General features: G+C 54.3%; 16 protein-coding genes and 1 riboswitch. Of the genes, 9 read left to right on the top strand and 7 right to left on the bottom strand.

The genetic code is table 11. The annotated features are described in order from the left end of the window. Positions 1-11: 11 nt before the first annotated feature. Positions 12-194: a hypothetical protein gene (locus AAC076_RS13050; RefSeq protein WP_339846345.1), complete on the bottom strand. Its 183-nt coding sequence runs from the start codon at positions 192-194 to the stop codon at positions 12-14. Between the two features lie 645 nt (positions 195-839). On the opposite strand from AAC076_RS13050, the gene AAC076_RS13045 reads away from it, so the two are divergent. The 3 genes from AAC076_RS13045 to AAC076_RS13035 all read left to right on the top strand — a co-directional run bounded on the left by AAC076_RS13045 (position 840) and on the right by AAC076_RS13035 (position 4,881). Then, the gene (locus AAC076_RS13045; protein ID WP_339846342.1) at positions 840-2,330 is read left to right on the top strand and encodes an NAD(P)/FAD-dependent oxidoreductase; all 1,491 of its coding nucleotides are present in this window, start codon (positions 840-842) and stop codon (positions 2,328-2,330) included. Between the two features lie 15 nt (positions 2,331-2,345). After that, entirely contained in the window at positions 2,346-3,320 is a 975-nt protein-coding gene (locus AAC076_RS13040) for a 3-hydroxyacyl-CoA dehydrogenase (RefSeq protein ID WP_339846339.1), read from the top strand. 68 nt (positions 3,321-3,388) lie between these two features. After that, positions 3,389-3,515: riboswitch (TPP riboswitch) on the top strand. Further along, positions 3,505-4,881 (top strand): sodium:solute symporter, encoded by a 1,377-nt coding sequence (locus tag AAC076_RS13035; protein ID WP_339846336.1) that lies wholly within the window; start codon positions 3,505-3,507, stop codon positions 4,879-4,881. Its footprint overlaps the riboswitch before it by 11 nt. Positions 4,882-4,896: 15 nt before the next feature. Here AAC076_RS13035 and AAC076_RS13030 read toward each other — a convergent pair whose 3' ends face one another. After that, a complete protein-coding gene (locus AAC076_RS13030; protein ID WP_339846334.1) occupies positions 4,897-5,772 on the bottom strand; it encodes a D-hexose-6-phosphate mutarotase in 876 nt (291 codons plus the stop codon). 171 nt (positions 5,773-5,943) lie between these two features. Between AAC076_RS13030 and mltF the strand changes: the two genes are divergently transcribed. After that, a complete protein-coding gene (mltF, locus tag AAC076_RS13025) occupies positions 5,944-7,305 on the top strand; it encodes a membrane-bound lytic murein transglycosylase MltF (RefSeq protein WP_339846333.1) in 1,362 nt (453 codons plus the stop codon). Positions 7,306-7,386: 81 nt separating this feature from the next. On the opposite strand, the gene AAC076_RS13020 is transcribed toward mltF, so the two are convergent. Then, positions 7,387-7,602, bottom strand: coding sequence for a dodecin (locus tag AAC076_RS13020; RefSeq protein WP_339846331.1), 216 nt, complete (start codon positions 7,600-7,602; stop codon positions 7,387-7,389). A gap of 201 nt (positions 7,603-7,803) precedes the next feature. Between AAC076_RS13020 and AAC076_RS13015 the strand changes: the two genes are divergently transcribed. The 4 genes from AAC076_RS13015 to AAC076_RS13000 all read left to right on the top strand — a co-directional run bounded on the left by AAC076_RS13015 (position 7,804) and on the right by AAC076_RS13000 (position 12,900). Further along, on the top strand, positions 7,804-9,192 hold the full coding sequence (locus AAC076_RS13015) for an imelysin family protein (protein ID WP_339846329.1): 1,389 nt from the start codon (positions 7,804-7,806) through the stop codon (positions 9,190-9,192). An 88-nt stretch (positions 9,193-9,280) separates the two neighbouring features. After that, the gene (locus AAC076_RS13010; protein ID WP_339846327.1) at positions 9,281-10,711 is read left to right on the top strand and encodes a di-heme oxidoredictase family protein; all 1,431 of its coding nucleotides are present in this window, start codon (positions 9,281-9,283) and stop codon (positions 10,709-10,711) included. Between the two features lie 23 nt (positions 10,712-10,734). Further along, on the top strand, positions 10,735-11,775 hold the full coding sequence (locus AAC076_RS13005; protein ID WP_339846325.1) for an imelysin family protein: 1,041 nt from the start codon (positions 10,735-10,737) through the stop codon (positions 11,773-11,775). A gap of 6 nt (positions 11,776-11,781) precedes the next feature. Continuing rightward, a complete protein-coding gene (locus AAC076_RS13000; RefSeq protein WP_339846322.1) occupies positions 11,782-12,900 on the top strand; it encodes a DUF1513 domain-containing protein in 1,119 nt (372 codons plus the stop codon). A 22-nt stretch (positions 12,901-12,922) separates the two neighbouring features. On the opposite strand, the gene AAC076_RS12995 is transcribed toward AAC076_RS13000, so the two are convergent. After that, positions 12,923-13,255 carry a PilZ domain-containing protein gene (locus AAC076_RS12995; RefSeq protein WP_339846319.1) on the bottom strand — a complete coding sequence of 111 codons (333 nt, stop codon included), beginning with the start codon at positions 13,253-13,255 and terminating at the stop codon, positions 12,923-12,925. Between the two features lie 261 nt (positions 13,256-13,516). Here AAC076_RS12995 and AAC076_RS12990 point away from each other — a divergent pair, with 261 nt between their 5' ends. Then, on the top strand, positions 13,517-14,023 hold the full coding sequence (locus AAC076_RS12990; protein ID WP_339846317.1) for a copper chaperone PCu(A)C: 507 nt from the start codon (positions 13,517-13,519) through the stop codon (positions 14,021-14,023). A 1-nt stretch (position 14,024) separates the two neighbouring features. On the opposite strand, the gene AAC076_RS12985 is transcribed toward AAC076_RS12990, so the two are convergent. The 3 genes from AAC076_RS12985 to AAC076_RS12975 all read right to left on the bottom strand — a co-directional run bounded on the left by AAC076_RS12985 (position 14,025) and on the right by AAC076_RS12975 (position 17,027). Continuing rightward, on the bottom strand, positions 14,025-14,660 hold the full coding sequence (locus AAC076_RS12985; RefSeq protein ID WP_339846315.1) for a trimeric intracellular cation channel family protein: 636 nt from the start codon (positions 14,658-14,660) through the stop codon (positions 14,025-14,027). Between the two features lie 19 nt (positions 14,661-14,679). Then, a complete protein-coding gene (gene gorA / locus AAC076_RS12980) occupies positions 14,680-16,050 on the bottom strand; it encodes a glutathione-disulfide reductase (protein ID WP_339846311.1) in 1,371 nt (456 codons plus the stop codon). Between the two features lie 101 nt (positions 16,051-16,151). Further along, a complete protein-coding gene (locus AAC076_RS12975) occupies positions 16,152-17,027 on the bottom strand; it encodes a YihY/virulence factor BrkB family protein (protein ID WP_339846308.1) in 876 nt (291 codons plus the stop codon). Positions 17,028-17,082 lie beyond the last annotated feature (55 nt).

The raw sequence follows: 17,082 nt of genomic DNA, 5'->3' as shown, positions 1-17,082 counted from the left end.
GGATCGGAAGCTCACAGCCGTTTTATAACCGTCCGTGGAAACGGGGTAGAACCCATGTCAGAAAAAGAAACAATCAAGCTTTCGCCCGTGCTTGTTAACTGAACCTTGATAGATTTTTCACTAAAAACTTGCTTGACTATGGCGACTTTGCCTTTCGCCACCACAACAACCCCTGGACTTAAATCCTTGATCATAGAGAATGATCCTCAATATAAGGCAGTATCGAGCGCTTGGACCTTATAACGGCTCGCCTAATCTATAAAAAATAGCAGTAAATCGGAGGGATTCCACAAGCAAAAGGTAGCGAATTTTAGATCTTGCTAAAAGTGTTCAAATACGCGGGGACTTAGCACTTGGAAAAGGTCTCTCGACACAGATGAAAAAATAGCCAAAGCTAATTCACATGAAGACCTTAATTGATTTCACCTATTGAGATGCTGTAGCTGACTTTCCGGATGCACCGCGTTTACCGTGCGCCCTTAAACTAAACAGGAGGGTATCGTTTGACTTGCTCGTGACGAATTAGGTGAAATGGCGCTTATGTTAGACGCAGAAAAAACGATGGTTTCCGACGTTAAATAGCATCAGTCTATCTTTTTTTATGCGTTTTTTGTCTATGCTCCTGATTTTCCGTATGTTTTATTAACCTCGTTTTTTGTCACTCGTCACAGACTCCCCTTGGTGCCTTTTCAATGCAACCGCTTCGCTGACCCTTTGAACAAATCAAAACCAGCAATGGCAGCAATTGATTACTAATTGGCAACATATGGCAGTCCCTCCGGGCCTGTAAACAGGCAGTCTAGGAATGTGCAGAAAGCTCACTCCAAGAGAACAATAATATGGCTGCTGAACATCTCGATGTAATCATCGTTGGCGCGGGTCTGTCCGGTATCGGAATGGCCTGCCACCTCACACATACCTGCCCCGATAAACGCTTTGTCGTCCTCGAGAAGCGCGCCGCCATTGGCGGAACCTGGGATTTATTTCGCTACCCGGGCATACGCTCTGATTCGGACATGTTTACTTTCGGCTACAAGTTTCGGCCCTGGAACGAGCTTCAGGTTCTAGCTGGCGGTGACTCGATACGTGAATACATCCGCGAAACGGCTGAAGAGTTTCACATTACCGATAAAATCCATTTCAACACGGCCACAGAGCATGCTGACTGGTCGAGTGAAGACCAGCAATGGACAGTAACCACAACTGACGCCACCACAGGCGAACAAAAGATATACACCTGTAATTTCCTCGTTGGCTGTACTGGTTATTACAATTACGAAGCTGGCTATCTACCTGAGTTTCCTGGTGTGGACACCTTCAAGGGCACCTGTATTCACCCCCAGCATTGGCCTACTGATCTTGATTATGCCGGCAAGAAGGTTGTGGTGATTGGCAGTGGCGCAACTGCGGTTACGCTGGTTCCTGCGATGGCAGATACTGCCGAGCACGTCACCATGTTGCAGCGCTCGCCCTCCTACGTATTTTCCGTGCCAGGCCACGACAAGATTTCCGAAGTACTTGGCAAGTTTTTGCCGCAAAAATGGGTCTATAACATGGCCCGAAAACGCAATATCGTGATGCAGCGCTGGATTTACAAAGCTGCCAAACGCTGGCCTGACAAGACTCGGCAGGTATTACTCAAGGGTGTCAGCAAGAAGCTCGATGACCAGAGCAATATGAAACACTTCACGCCCAGCTATAACCCTTGGGATGAACGGCTTTGCGCGGTTCCCGATGCGGATCTGTTCGAAGCTATCAACAAGGGCAAGGCGTCCGTAGTGACGGATCATATCGATACCTTTACCGAGAAAGGTATCCGTCTCAAATCAGGTCAGGAGCTTGAGGCAGACATCATCATTACGGCAACGGGCCTGCAGATGCAGATGCTGGGTGGTATGCAGATAAGCCTGGATGGTGAGCCCTGCCCGCTCAACGAGCAGATGACCTACAAGGCGGTGATGATGCAGAACGTGCCGAATTTGGCATGGATTCTGGGCTACACCAACGCACCCTGGACGCTCAAGGCAGACATGGCCTCCTTGTACATCTGCAGACTGCTCGCGCACATGGAAGAAACCGGCAAGCAGGTTGCCGTCCCATTGGACAAGCATGGTCAGATTGAAAAAGACTCCATCATGGGTTCCCTGCAGTCCGGATATGTCCAGCGCGCCAACGGCATCCTGCCACGCCAGGGCCGCGCCCTGCCCTGGCGAATTCTGAACAATTACGAGCTCGACTCGGTATTGCTTCTCAAGGAGTCGCTCGATGATGGAGTCCTGACATTTGATCCTCCCATAACAACAAAAAGGGCAGCCAACCAGGCTGCCTGAGATTCGGAGACACCTATGACAAACACATTGAATAATCTGACTGTGCTGGGCGCAGGTGTACTGGGCGGCCAGATTGCCTGGCACAGCGCATTCAAAGGCAAGCGGGTCGTGGTTTACGATCTATTCGAGGAATCTCTGCAGCGTTGCCAGATGGCGCATCAACAATATGCTGCCATTTACCGGGCTGAGATGGGTGCAAGTGAAGCCATGATCAGCGAAACACAGGCTCGTCTCAGCTATAGCTGCAGCCTGGCTGATGCCGTTACCAATGCCGATCTGGTGATTGAGGCTGTACCGGAAATTCCGGAAACGAAAGTCGCTGTCTATCAGGAAATGGCTGCGTTGTTGCCGGCCCACACACTGGTTGCTACCAACTCGTCGACGCTGCTACCGGCTCAGTTTGCCAGTGCAACGGGCCGACCGGATAAATACTGCGCGCTGCACTTTGCCAACATGATCTGGAGTATGAATCTGGCTGAAGTAATGGCCCATGCAGGTACCGCAGAAAGCACCTTACGGGCTGTCACCCGGTTTGCCATTGAAATAGGCATGGTACCGATCCCGATCCAGAAGGAGCAGAACGGCTATGTGCTCAATACATGGCTGGTCCCTTTGTTGAATGCCACGCAGTCACTGGTTACCAATGGCGTATCTACTCCGGAATACATCGACCGGACCTATATGATTGCCAACCGAGGATGCGCTTTGGGGCCTTGCGGGATCATGGATATCATCGGCATGAAAACCTGCTTTGATGTCATGACTTACTGGGGTACAGAGAATCAGGATGCCCAGTTACTGGCCAATGCAACGTATATAAAGCAGCACTTTATCGACCAGGGCAAGCTTGGTTTGCAAACGGGTGAAGGTTATTACTGTTACCCGAATCCAGCCTATCAGGCTGCGGATTTTCTCGCCGTTCCGGATATGAGTGCCGTAGAGGAACTAGTCGCCCTTGTTCGTCCTCAAGCCCTCGCCGCCGTGAGCTGACAGCTTCCAGCTGTCGTCTACTGCCACTTTCTGTGGCAGTATTGGCGCGCGTTACCATAATCCCAATTTTTAGTCGCCAGGGGAGCCTGTCCGTCACGCGGACAGGCTGAGAACCAGCGTGCTGCATGCAGCCCGCCCAAACCCTGGAACCTGATCCGGATAATACCGGCGGAGGAAGTGCGACATGCCTTACCTGACCCTTGCCGTGCTGGGCACGGCGCTGCTCGTGTTCGTCTGGCTGGGCCTGCGCGCCCGAAGCAGCCATGCGGAACTCGATGACTTTCTTACGGCCCGCAATAGTCAGGGCGCTCAGGCCCTAGGACTCTCGTTTCTGGCTTCGGGAATGGGCGGGTGGATACTATTTGCGCCGCCGGAGGTAGGGGCGTTGGTTGGACCTGTGGGTCTGGCGGGTTACGCCATTGGTGCTGCCCTGCCCTTTCTTGTTTTCGCATTCTGCGGTCCGGCGATCCGCCGCTACCTGCCGCAAGGCAGCAGTATCGGAGAGTTCGCCCAGGCCTGTTATGGCGCCCTGGTGCGCCGCTGGGTGGCGGTGATTTCCCTGCTCTACATGCTGTGCTTTCTGATTGCCGAGCTCACTGCGATTGGCGCGATTACCGCCATGCTGTCGGATGTGAATCCGGCGCTGGTTATCATCGGCGTAGCAATCGCCACCCTCGTCTATACCGCCGGTGGCGGTTTGCGTGCGAGCCTGATGACCGACCGCTGGCAAGCCTGGCTACTTCTTGCCCTGTTGGTTGTGGTCGGTGCGGTAGCACTGCAGAGACTGCCCGAAGTGGATTCATCTCCGATCGCCCTGCCGGGCATTCCGGTCGGCAGCGCCCTGAGCGTGGCATTGACACTGATCATTGCCGTAACAGCGGCCAACCTTTTTCACCAGGGCTATTGGCAACGCGTATGGTCTGCCCGTGATGGAGCAGCGCTGGGTCGCGGAGCCTTGCTCGGCGGTCTTATAACCGTGATTGTAGTAGCCATTGTGGGCGCACTGGGTATCGCCGCAGCCATGAGCGGCACCGACTTGGGTAGCCCTCCAATTCCATTTTTTGCGTTGTTGATGGATGCGCCGGCCTGGTTGACGATTCCAGCACTTGTACTGGCTTTGACCCTCGTAGCGTCTTCGGTCGATACTCTGCAGAACGCCATCGCTTCTCTGGCAGTCACGGAAAAAAGCGGTCTCTCACTGACCAGTGCGCGCTGGATTACCGTGCTGTTGATGATTCCAGTAGTGCTCATCGCGCTGCAGGGGATCTCGGTACTGCGGCTGTTTCTGATCGCTGATCTGCTCTGCGCTACGGCGGTGGTTCCGGTACTGATGGGCTTGTGGAAGCGTATGGGTGCAACAGCAGCTGTAGGCGGCTGTCTAGCGGGATTAGTGGGCGCGGTGGCTCCCGGGTGGTTTACCGGCGGATCGTTTTCAGCCGGCCTGCTAGCTGCCAGCTTTCCAGGCGCAATTCCGACCTTGGCGCCTTTTCTGGGCGCGCTGCTCGCATCAAGCCTGGTAAGTGTGGCAATAGCATTGGTCTTGCCCGCCACGCGTAAATAAGACGGAACGCCTCTTTCAAGCGTGGCGGCTGATTCTTGCGCTCAGGCTGTGGGTCTGGCCTGGTTGCAGAATCTGCCTGTCGGGCCCTGCGTTGGCCGTCTCGATGCAAAGCATCTCCCGGTAGCCTTCTTCTGGAAAATGACCCAGGCGCCGGGATTTTTCTATCCATGGATTCCACAGCACCGTTGAACTGCTACCCGCACCTTCGACACTGACGATCTCGCCCGCCTCCTCAAGTTCTAAAATGCCAATGACTCCATGGTAAATCCGGTCGACCTCCTGCTGGAAACTGACAGGCCCGTTCTGGACGGCCTCACAACCGGTCAATTGGTCCAGATAAGTGATCTGGTCCAGACCCTTGACCTGGACCTGAGTAATGTCTGAAACCGGCAAATAGGTATGAAGGGCTTGCCCGAGGGTTTGCGCTGCGCTGCCGGTGTTGGTTGACGTAAGCGTCACCAGCAAATCACTTGCCAGGGTGAAATGGACCTTTACCACCCATTGTTCATCGGGCAAATGAAGAGCCATTACAGCCTGCGGTAGTTCGAGACTGATCTGCACTTTGGCGTCGGTGACAACAACCGATTCAATCTCCCAGAGACTCGTCCGGGCAATACCGTGCGCAGGACCTGGGCGTTCATTGCCAAACCAGGGCCAACACAGGGGAATACCTCCCCTCATTGGTTTACCCGGTAACTCAGGCTCCTCAGGGCTTAACCACAACAGAGCTTTCTGACCGGCTGGCACGCAGCTGACAATATGCCCTCCTTCCAGAGCTATCCGAGCTGAAACCAGAGGGTGCGCAATATCAATAAATTCTCGACCGTGGCTATTTCTCAAGCGCGATACGCCGGCGGCGAGCTGCTGTATTTTCTGCTGGGTTGCCATCATCAACGCTTCCTGAATTGACCGAATCGCAACACAGCATAAGGTAACAACCACGATTTTACAGAGTTATGTGGTTGGATTAGGATGAACTTGGTGTCGCCAATTAACACTGGCGACTGCACTTTCGAGGTTGGCATGGAGATAGGGAGTCAGCCCGCAAAGCTGGAGAGCCACATGCTCCGCAGAACTAGTCTTTCAGCCATTCTTCTGGCCCTGCCGTTTGTATTGACCGCCTGTAACAGCTCGGACGACGTCGCTGCTCAATTGGTGTCCCCCGCCGAATCCGGGATATTGAAGGTCTCCACTCGTAATGGATCAACCACCTATTACACCGACCGTTTCGAGCAACCCGCTGGCCCGGAGTACGATCTGGTCAACAGCTTCGCCGCATCGCAGGGGTGGGAAGTTGAGTGGGATATCCAATTCTCGACTGCGGCGGTACTCCGTCAATTGGAAAGAGGCCAATCCCATCTGGGCGCCGCGGGGCTTACAAAGCTTGCCTCCCGCGATGATCGTTTTACCACTGGACCAATGCATCACCGTGTGAGCGAACAATTGGTTTGCCATCGTGAGCTGGTCCCCCTGCCCACCACTGCTGAAATGCTTGAGGGCCTCGACATCGAAGTGGTCGCCGACTCCAGCTACGTGGAAACCCTTGAACAGTTTATCAGTGCTCATCCGTCTGTTACTTTCACGCAAACGGAGAAAAGAGGAACAGAACAGCTTCTGGCTGCCGTATTCGAGGGGGAGCTCGACTGTACCGTTGCGGACTCCAATATCGTCGATATCAATCGACGTTCCATGCCGGAATTAGCCGTAGTGATGGACCTCTCACCCGAGCAACAGATAGGTTGGTATCTTGCTCCCGGCAGCGAGGATCTTGCAGCAAAAGCGCAAGAGTGGATGAGTAGTACAGCTGGCCTAGCGGCTATTTCTAACGTTGATACCCAATACTATGCCTACATATCCGAGTTCGACTTCGTGGACCTGAACACTTTGGTCACACGTATGGAAAACCGGTTACCAATGTTCATAGACCATTTCGAGCAAGCAGCGGAAAATACGGGCATCCCTGTTGATTTGTTGGCTGCACTCTCCTACCAGGAATCCCATTGGGACCCCTTGGCCCGCAGCCCGACGGGCGTTCGCGGCATCATGATGCTCACACAGAACACTGCCAAGTCTCTCGGAGTTACCGATAGGCTTGATCCAGTGCAAAGCATTGATGCGGGCGCACGCTATCTGGCTGACCGTTATGAGCGGTTATCAGAAGAGATACCCGATCCTGATCGTTATTTCATGGCGCTGGCTGCCTATAATGTGGGCCGCGGCCATCTGCTGGACGCACGCAAACTGGCCCGCGAGCTAGGCAAGAATCCCGACTCCTGGACGGATATGCGTGAGGTGCTTCCCCTTCTGGCCGACAAGCGTTACTACCCTAAATTGCGCTATGGATATGCCCGAGGCTATGAGCCAGTTCATCTCGTGCAACGCGTACGCAATTATCGCGATGTCATCAGTAGCGTATTACAGTAATTACACACCTTTCAAAACGCAAAAACCCCCACAGGTCTCCAGTTTAATGTTGGCCTGCGGGGGTCTTGTAAAACGCGTTAATCAGCTGTTTTCTATACGAAATCCAACCTTGAGAACCACCTGATAGTGGGCAACTTTCCCGTTAGTTACGTGACCACGGGTCTCCTGCACTTCAAACCACTCCACATTTTTTACCGACTTGCTTGTTTCGGCAATGGCGTGCTCGATAGCTTCTTCAATACTGGTGGTTGAAGAACCGACAATTTCGACTTTTTTGTAAACGTGATGGTTGGACATGTAGTACTCCTTGCTATGCATGTTCACTGAGTATGGCAAAGGATGTGCTGGTTAGTTCAAAACGCTTTGCCAGGAGGTGTACTTCATGATGTTGCAAAGTCTTTTATGAGGACAGGCATTGCAAATCCAGATTCCCGACATATAATCGATAACGCAAATCAATATCATTATTACCCAGAAGGGTACAGGGAGTTCTAACTCATGGCAGTTCATTTTCCACTCAAAGCCCTGGCGCTTGCGGTCTCCGCGACATTTCTGCTGGCCGCATGCAGTAACGACGATGAGTATGCTCCCGCCGCAGAGGCCAGCGACTCACCCGCCGTGAACAACATGGCCGATGCCGAACCCGGCGCAGAAATATTCCCTGCGCAAGAGGCAGGAATCAGTTCCGCCAGTGTCGATCCTCAAGCAGTCGCCGCGCATTACGCCGATCTCGCCTACGCCAATTATAAGGATGCCCTGGTTACCGCTCGGGAGCTTAGTACTGCTACAGATGCGCTTGTCGCAGAGCCCACGGAAGAAAACCTGAAAGCCGCTAAGCAGGCATGGCTTGAGGCACGCGTGGCTTATCAGCAGTCAGAGGTCTTTCGCTTCGGCAATGTGGTAGTTGACGACTGGGAAGGTCAGCTCAACGCATGGCCCCTTGATGAGGGCATGATCGATTATGTTGCCGCTGACGGGTATCAGTATGAGATGGGAAATGAAGGCGCTACCGCCAACATCATTGCCAATCAGGAAATCAACATTGGTGGCGAAACCGTTGATGTCAGCGTCCTCACTCCGGAAATTCTAGCCAATCTTAATGAAGCTGGCGGTTCCGAGGCCAATGTCGCTACCGGTTACCACGCTATTGAATTTTTGCTCTGGGGTCAGGATCTAAACGGCTTCGAACAGGGTGCTGGCAACCGTCCAGTAACCGATTATGCCAAGGGCGAAGACTGCACCAATGGTAATTGCGATCGTCGTGGCGAGTACCTGAATGCGGTTACCGACCTTCTGGTGAATGATCTGGAATGGATGGTTGCGCAGTGGGCTCCGGACGAAAGTGGTAACCACCGCCAGGATTTACTCGCTCTGCAGCCGCAGGAAGTTTTCCAGAAAATGCTGTTCGGTATGGGCTCTCTCTCCCTGGGCGAGTTGGCCGGCGAGCGCATGAAGGTGGCACTGGAAGCCAATTCCTATGAAGACGAGCACGATTGCTTCAGTGACAATACCCATAACTCGCATTTCTACAATGCCAAGGGCGTGCAGAACGTCTATCTCGGCACCTACTCCACCACCGATGGCAAGACAGTGTCCGGCCCTTCTCTCTCGGATCTGATGAAAGAACGTAATCAGGCCCTTGATCAGGAGCTTCGCGCGGATCTTGATCAAACCATGGCTGCGCTGCAGGAAATGAAAGATGCGGCTGAAGCCAACGAAGAGCCAATGCCGTTCGACATGATGATTGCCCCGGGTAACGAGAAAGGTGCAGATATCGTCAACAAGGCTATCGCAGCTCTGGTCGAGCAGACGGGCAACATCGAGCAGATCGCTAACGAGCTGGGTCTGGATTCTCTAGAGCCGGATGACGCTGGTCACGCTTTCTGACACGCGAAGCCGCCTTTGCCAGTAAAAATCAAAAGCCCGGCGTATCGTCGGGCTTTTATCCGCTCAGTGATCACATAGAGCTATATTCATGAACTTGTTTCTTCGCGTATCGGATGCAACTGCGACCCGATTTGTATGCTCGAGCATACTGATTGCCCTGCTGGCTGCATCCACCGAGGCATACAGCTATCCGCTCCAGGAAACTGCGAAAACCGGTGGTGATGGAACCGTTGAGCAATCCGACCACAATGCCTTCTCGTTGCCCCAGGGCAATTTGTCCATGACCAAGCGACTTGATTTCAGCGTGGGCAACAGTTTCTTCCGCAATCCATGGGTGATCGCACCCTCCAGTACCGCGGCCCGCGACGGTCTGGGTCCGTTATTTAATACCAACTCCTGCCAGGGTTGTCACATCAAGGATGGCCGTGGTCATCCCCCGCTGGCGGGTGAAGCAGGCATTTCTCTTTTTTTGCGCCTGGCCATGCCGGGTGATCCCGAAAAGGATGCTGAAGTTCTTGAGCAGCATGGTTTTGTTCCGCATCCGGTTTACGGCAGCCAGTTGCAAACAGCTGCCATTCCGGGCTTCAAGCCTGAGGCTGAGATGGTCATTGACTGGTCTGAGCGTGAAGAGGTATTGGACGATTGCACCCGTGTGACATTGCGCGTGCCGAACTATCGGATAGAAAACCCCCAGTACGGCCCACTGCCCGGGGAGCTACTGATTTCACCACGGGTCGCCCCGCAAATGATCGGCCTGGGTCTGTTGGCGAACATACCCGAGGAGCAGATACTTGCTCAGGCAGATCCTGAGGATGCCAATAGTGATGGCATCTCGGGTCGGGTCAACCGAGTGTGGGACAAGACGCAAAAAACCACGGTGCTCGGCCGTTTCGGTTGGAAAGCCAGCGAACCGACAATCATGCAACAAAGCATGGGAGCCTTTGCCGGTGACATGGGCTTGAGCTCTAATCTGGTCCCAGGGACCGATTGCACCCCCAGCCAGGGCTGCGATGCTGCACCCCACGGTGGTGATCCGGAAGTAAGCGGCGAGATCGCCGATTTTATCGATTTTTATGCCAGCAGCCTGGCGGTGCCCGCCCGACGTAACATGGATGACCCTCAGGTTGTGACCGGCGCCCAACTGTTCAATCAGGCCGACTGCGCGGCATGTCACACCCCGCGTCATGTCACCGGTAAAGCAGCTGGCCGGCCTGATTTGAGCAATCAGACCATATGGCCTTATACCGATCTGTTGTTGCACGACATGGGGCCTGGTCTGGCTGATGGCCGGGATGAATTTCTTGCTGATGGCAATGAATGGCGTACACCTCCATTGTGGGGCATAGGTTTGGCCCAGGATGTTAACCCCCGTGCGGGCTTCCTGCACGATGGTCGCGCCGAGACACTTGAGCAGGCCATCCTCTGGCATGCTGGTGAAGCCCAGGTATCGGCAGATCGCTACCGATCAATGTCTGCTGACGAACGCACGGCCCTTATCCGCTTTCTCAAGTCGTTATGATCACGTTTACCTGGAGCACCGATATGCCTCTCTTGCACCGCCCGCAAAGACCCCTGGTTTATCTGTGCGGGTTAATTGCCATTGCTTTAAGCCCACTCGTCCTGGCTACGCCAGCCAAAGTGCAATGGCATGCGGATCTGGCTACGGGGTACGCGGCGTTTGCAAACAGTAGCGAAATGCTGCAGCAACGCGCCCGGACTTATTGCCAGGCGCCAGGGGAACATAACGTTGAAACAGTTCGAGATGCCTGGCTGAACGCCTTTTTGGATTGGCAACAGGTTCGTTTTGTCGATTTCGGCCCGATCGAACAGGACAACATTGCTTGGCAACTACAGTTCTGGCCCGACTCCAAGAATCTGATCGCGCGAAAAACAGATAACTGGCTGATGGGTGCGCAGCCGATTGATGCGCCATCGATTGCAGCAGACAGTGTGGCGGCCAAGGGATTCCCCGCCCTCGAGTATTTGCTTTTCGATCCTCTTGTCGTTAAAGCTGGTAACGCCCTGCCCGGCCCACGGGCCTGTGATTTTCTCCAGGGGGTCAGTGCGCAAATTCATATAAATGCCAACCGCCTACAAAGGGATTGGACCAGCTTTGAATCGCATTTCATGAGCCAAACCGAGTATGCACACACTACGGTATCCGCTGCCATGCATAGTCTGGAGATCTTGCGCAACAAGCGGCTTGCTGCGCCCATGGGCCTGGGTGGCAAGACCCGCCGCAACCCTTATATTGCCGACGCCTGGCGAAGCGGTGAATCCCTGGCGACCATGGAGGCCACGCTTGGCGGCTTGAAGGCCTACTTTTTACCAGGGCTGGTCAGCTTACTGGATGAACGCCAACTTTCTCCGCTCGGGGATCAGTTTTCCGAAAACCTGAATGCTGCACTGCAGCGCCTCGACAGCATGCCATCTGGTCTGATGCCTCTACTTGCAGACGATGACGGCTACCGTCAATTACAGCTGCTCTACATTGATATTGATCGATTGACGACGCTGCTCAATGGCACCATTGCCAGCGAACTGGGCATCATCAAGGGCTTTAACTCAAGCGATGGAGACTGACCTTCGATGAATCGTAGAGAGCTTATTCGTGCGGGCCTGGCGAGCGCGGGTGCCATGGCGGCTTTCTCAGCCTTTGGCGCTTCGACGTCTGATATCCAGGCCGCTCCTCACCGCCCTGGTCCCTTGTATCTCAGCGCTATGGATGATGCAGAAGGTGGTCACTTCATCGCCGGAATTGATCGGCAAGGCACGATTATCTTTCGCCTGCCTGTGCAGGAGCGCGGACACGGCGGCTGCAGACGACCCTTTGCCGACGAGGTAGTGATGTTCAGTCGTCGGCCTGGTCATTTTTATCAGGTGGTCGACTTCGAAGCAGGTGAGATCGTTCGTCAGGTCGAGACCGAAAAGGATCATCACTTCTACGGCCATGGGGTTTTCAGTCCTGATGGTAACCTGCTCTACGCCACTACCAATCACTACCCCAGCGGTGCAGGAAAAATCCTGGTGTATGACGCACAACACGAGTATCAGTTTCTGGGCAACCTGAATGTGGACGGCATAGGGCCCCACGAGATTCGCCTTCACCCGGATGGTCAAACTCTGATAGTCGCCCTCGGCGGGATAAAGACGCACCCCGACTATGATCGTATCAAGCTCAATCTCGCTGACATGCAGCCAGCGCTACTGTTGATCAATCGCGATAGCGGTCACATTGTGCAGCGCCATGAGCCATCCCACCACCAGCTGAGCCTTCGCCATCTGGACGTGAGCAAGGAAGGCATTGTGATCGCGGGCTATCAATTTGAAGGTCCAGTATGGGAGACACCACCGCTGATTGGCCGGCTGGATACCGCGCAGGGCGTGTTTTCCGAGATCAGTTTGCCTCTAGACCAGCAACGTGAGCTGCACAACTACATGGCAAGTGTCGTTATTGATCCTGCCAGCCATATTGCAGCACTGACTGCGCCTAGGGGTAACCGTGCATTACTGCTGGATTATATGACCAGTGCGCCCCTGGAGACGGTTGAAATCCGAGACGTTGCCGGTGCTATCGCCGACCGCCGAAGCGAGTTTCTGTTTACCTCGGGCATGGGCGGGATCTATCGTAATCGTGCCAGCCGCGTGAAGCGGATCGAGGGCAGTGAGTTGCGGTGGGACAATCACCTGACATCAACAGGCGTCTGACACCAACAGGTAAGGAAATGAACTAGCGGCTGGCGACCATCTTCTCAATGCAGGTGCGTGACGCCTCCGGTAACTGGGTAAAGTGCAAGCCCGTCCAGTACTGTCCTCCTGCGAGACTTTCGCGGTTCCAGAGACTTTCTGCATCAAGAAAGAACTCGGTCACGCCGTTGAGCGTCATGGGCAAACTCACCTGCAGAGCATAGTGCTTGTACAGGTCGATGGGTTGATCGCTGAGTAGCATCAACCCCTCGGCATGCAGGTCTACCACCCTGCCCAGGTGATTGCCGGTGTCCAGGTCGTACACCTCGAGGCTCGTGCTCACTGTCTGGCGTTCCAGTCTTCGTTTTTCATACATAGTTGATTCAGTAGCCAAGATAAAATTCCCTTTGTGTGTCTGGGTTGGCAGTGTCTTACAGTCTGCGGGAAAGTGATGCTGGCTAACAGCCATGCGCCAGGGAATAAACGTTAACTACGCCACATATTTCGCCACAATTCTGACACTCTCTGGTGGCAGCGCAATGACACGCCGGCACTTTCGCACCTATGTCCATGTTGCGGTGGCTAGAGATTCCAACCCAAGTTACTCTCATATCTTTAATCACTAAGGAAACAGTGCATGTTACTAAGAACCCTTTCCAGCTTTTTTTGCGCCCTGCTACTGGCAGGCCCTGCTCTGGCCCATGATTACCAGGTAGCGGATCTGCACATAGCCCATTCATGGGCCCGTCCCCTGCCCCCGGTTGTCCCCTCCGGTGCGGCCTATCTGCACATTGAAAACCGCGGTACCACTGCAGACACGCTGGTCGCCGCCAGCTCTCCAATTGCCGACAAGGTCGAGGTGCACGAGCATGTGCATGTGGATGGGTTAATGAAAATGCAGGAGGTGGAGCAGTTATCCATTGAGCCGGGTGCGGATGTTGTCTTCGAACCGGGTGGCTATCATTTCATGATGTTCGGTCTCAAGCAGCCGCTAGAGGATGGCGGCCGGTTTCCACTGACGCTGGTCTTCGAGAATGCAGGTTCCATTGAGGTGGATGTGATGATCGAAAAAGAGGCACCGGCCCCTACCGACCACGGTGCTCACTCGGCCAAACCTGAGCAGAGCAAGCACCAACATCACTGAGTCAGTCTTTCTGAGCTGGCTTGCGATCGAGCAGGTGAAAGCGCGGCAATCCCAGGTGCCAGCGGATTGCTGCGAGGCGAATGACCAGCACGGTGGCAACCGCAATTGCCACGTCGAGATCTGCTGGTGTGTCCAGGCGGTATAGACCGATATATACCAGGGTCCCTGCAATAGAGGCTGTGGCGTAGATCTCCCGGTCGAAGATCAGCGGGATTTCATTGCAGATGATATCGCGTATCACACCGCCTGCAACGCCAGTCATTACACCCATGATCACCGCAGCGCTGACTGGCACAGATTGCGCTAAGGCGACCTGGGTCCCGATTACCGTAAAGATTGCCAAACCGAATGCATCTGCCACCAGCAAACCAGTCTCATGGATTGGTCTAGTCAGGCGTACCCAGACAATCGTGCCCAGTGCCGCCAGAACTGCGACCAGAATGTAGAGATCGTCACGTATCCAGACAACCGGATGGTGGTCCAGAATGGTGTCTCTCAGGGTCCCTCCTCCCAATGACGTGATGAGAGCAATCACCAGGACCCCAAAGAGGTCCATGGATTTTCGCCCTGCCATCAGTGCGCCGGAAATGGCGAAGACCGCCACACCAAACAGATCAAACGCATAGAACCAGCTCATGCCGGCAGCTCCTGTTGGCTCAATCCGGATCCACGCGTGTGGGAACCCGCATCGTCACAAACTCTTCAGCAGCTGTGGGATGAATGCCCAGAGTGGCATCGAACATGGCTTTTGTTGCTCCGGCCTTGAGTGCAACGGCCATGCCCTGAATGATCTCGCCCGCATCGGGTCCGACCATGTGTACACCCAACACCCGATCTGTCTGCTTGTCGACGACCATCTTCATCAGACTTTCTTCACCCCGTCCAGCCAGTGTGTTGCGCATCGGACGGAATCGGCTCTCATAAATAGCAAGTGAGTGGCCCTGTCCCCTCGCCTGGTCTTCGGTCAATCCCAGGACTGCCACGTTGGGGATGCAGAATACCGCCGTCGCTATATCGTTGTAGTCCACGGGGCGGTACTCGTCAGGCTTGAACAGCCGACGAGCGAGTGCCATGCCCTCAGCCAGTGCAACCGGCGTAAGCTGCGTGGTGTGGGTCACATCACCAATGGCGTATACGGCTGGGTCGCTGGTCTGATAATCCTGGTCAACATCGATGAAGCCCATCTCATCCAGGGTCACCTGGGTGTTTTCCAGACCGAGGCCCGCAATATTCGGACGTCTACCGGTGGCGTAGAGCACCAGATCGGTTTCCAGGGCGGAGCCGTCGGACAGTGACAAATCCAGCACGCCGTCGCTCCGGCGCTCAACGGAGCGCACGTCAGTGTTGAAGCGCAGATCCAGTTTCTTGGCCTTCATGGTGGTGGCCATGTGTTCCCGGATACTTTGATCGAACCCGCGCAAAAACAGGTCTCCGCGGTACAACTGAGTCACCTCGCAGCCGACACCCTGAAAAATGCTGGCAAACTCGATGGCAATGTATCCGCCGCCCACCACAGTCACTCTTTTTGGCAGGCTCTCAAGATAAAAGGCTTCATTGGAGCTGATGACATGCTCGCTCCCGGGGAATTCGGGAATGTAAGGCCAGCCGCCGGTTGCTACCAGAATCCGCTCGGCTGTAAAGGTTCTGTCGCCTACTGCCACAGTGTGGGAATCGATAAACCGTGCGCGCCCATCAACAAGCGTAACTCCTGCGCTAGAGAGCAGATTGCGGTATATCCCGTTAAGCCGTGTGATCTCGCGATTCTTGTTGTCCAGCAGGCGGCTCCAGGTGAACCCTGTCTCGCCGATATCCCAGCCATAGCCGCGGGCATCTTCCATGTCTTCGGCAAAATGCGCAGCGTAGGCGAACAGTTTTTTCGGGACGCAGCCAACGTTGACGCAGGTGCCTCCCAGATACAGGTCTTCGGCAACGCCGACTTTCGCCCCGTAACTTGCCGCGAGACGGCTGGCTCGCACGCCGCCTGACCCGGCCCCGATAACGAAAAGGTCAAAATCAAACTCGCTCATGTTCTCCGCCTGCCTGCCTGCTAAAAAGAGCGCACAGCATAACGCATCGAACCATGGCTTTGCCCATGCATTAGCAGGTCAGATGATCTGTCAGACCAGTATCATGATTCGATCTGTTTCTCGCCCCTATCCTTGCCTTCGGTTGAGGCATGCTCGATTGTAGCGTTGAGCTCGGCGCCCAGGAGTAGCACGGCAGAAGAAATGTAAAAAAACAACAGCAACACGATCATCGCCCCGATACCGCCATACATCGCGTCGTAATTACCGAAATTGCTCACATAGAAGCCAAAGCCCAATGAGGCCGCGATCCAGATAATGACAGCTATCACCGACCCGGGTGTGATGAAACGAAACTTCTGTTCCACGTCCGGCATAAGGTAATAGAGAACCGCTACGACGAGCATCAGCAGCAGTATTGCCGCAGGCCAGCGCAGCAAAGCCCAGAGTGTCACTGCAAGTTCGCCCATGTTGACCCAACTGGCCAGCCACTCCAGCCATTGCGGCCCGACTACCATAAGTGCGGCTACAACCAGGAGCACCACTGCAATACCTACGGTGTAAAGCAGCGACAGCAAGTAGAGTTTCCAGGCTGGCCTGGATTCGCGCACGTTGTAGGCCCTGTTCATGGCATTCATCAAGGAACGGATTCCGTTCGAAGCCACCCAGATAGCCACCACGATAGCCACTGAAAAAATGCTGTTCTTGCCTTCCTGCAAATTACTGATGACCGGATCAATCATTTCCACTGCTACAGACGGAAGCACCAAGGCAGCCTGCTCACGTAACCAGGTAAAAAAATTGCCCAGGTTGAGAAAGCTCAACATGGCGATCAGAAAAAGCAGAAACGGGAAAAGCGAAAATAGTGCCCTGTATGACAGCGCAGCAGCATAGGTCGGCATGTCATCGTCGATAAAATTTTTGAAGGTTTTCTTTAGAACCGAAAAAATACTTGCTCCGTGCGAGTCCAGAAATGCCATAGCCGTCCCTCAATGCGTGATTGCTCTCTATATCTGACGATAACGACACGCAAGA

This window comes from uncultured Halopseudomonas sp. (genome assembly GCF_963977355.1).
Taxonomy (GTDB): domain Bacteria; phylum Pseudomonadota; class Gammaproteobacteria; order Pseudomonadales; family Pseudomonadaceae; genus Halopseudomonas.
The sequence above is the reverse complement of the archived record's forward strand: the minus strand, read 5'-3'. Positions and strand labels throughout refer to the sequence as shown.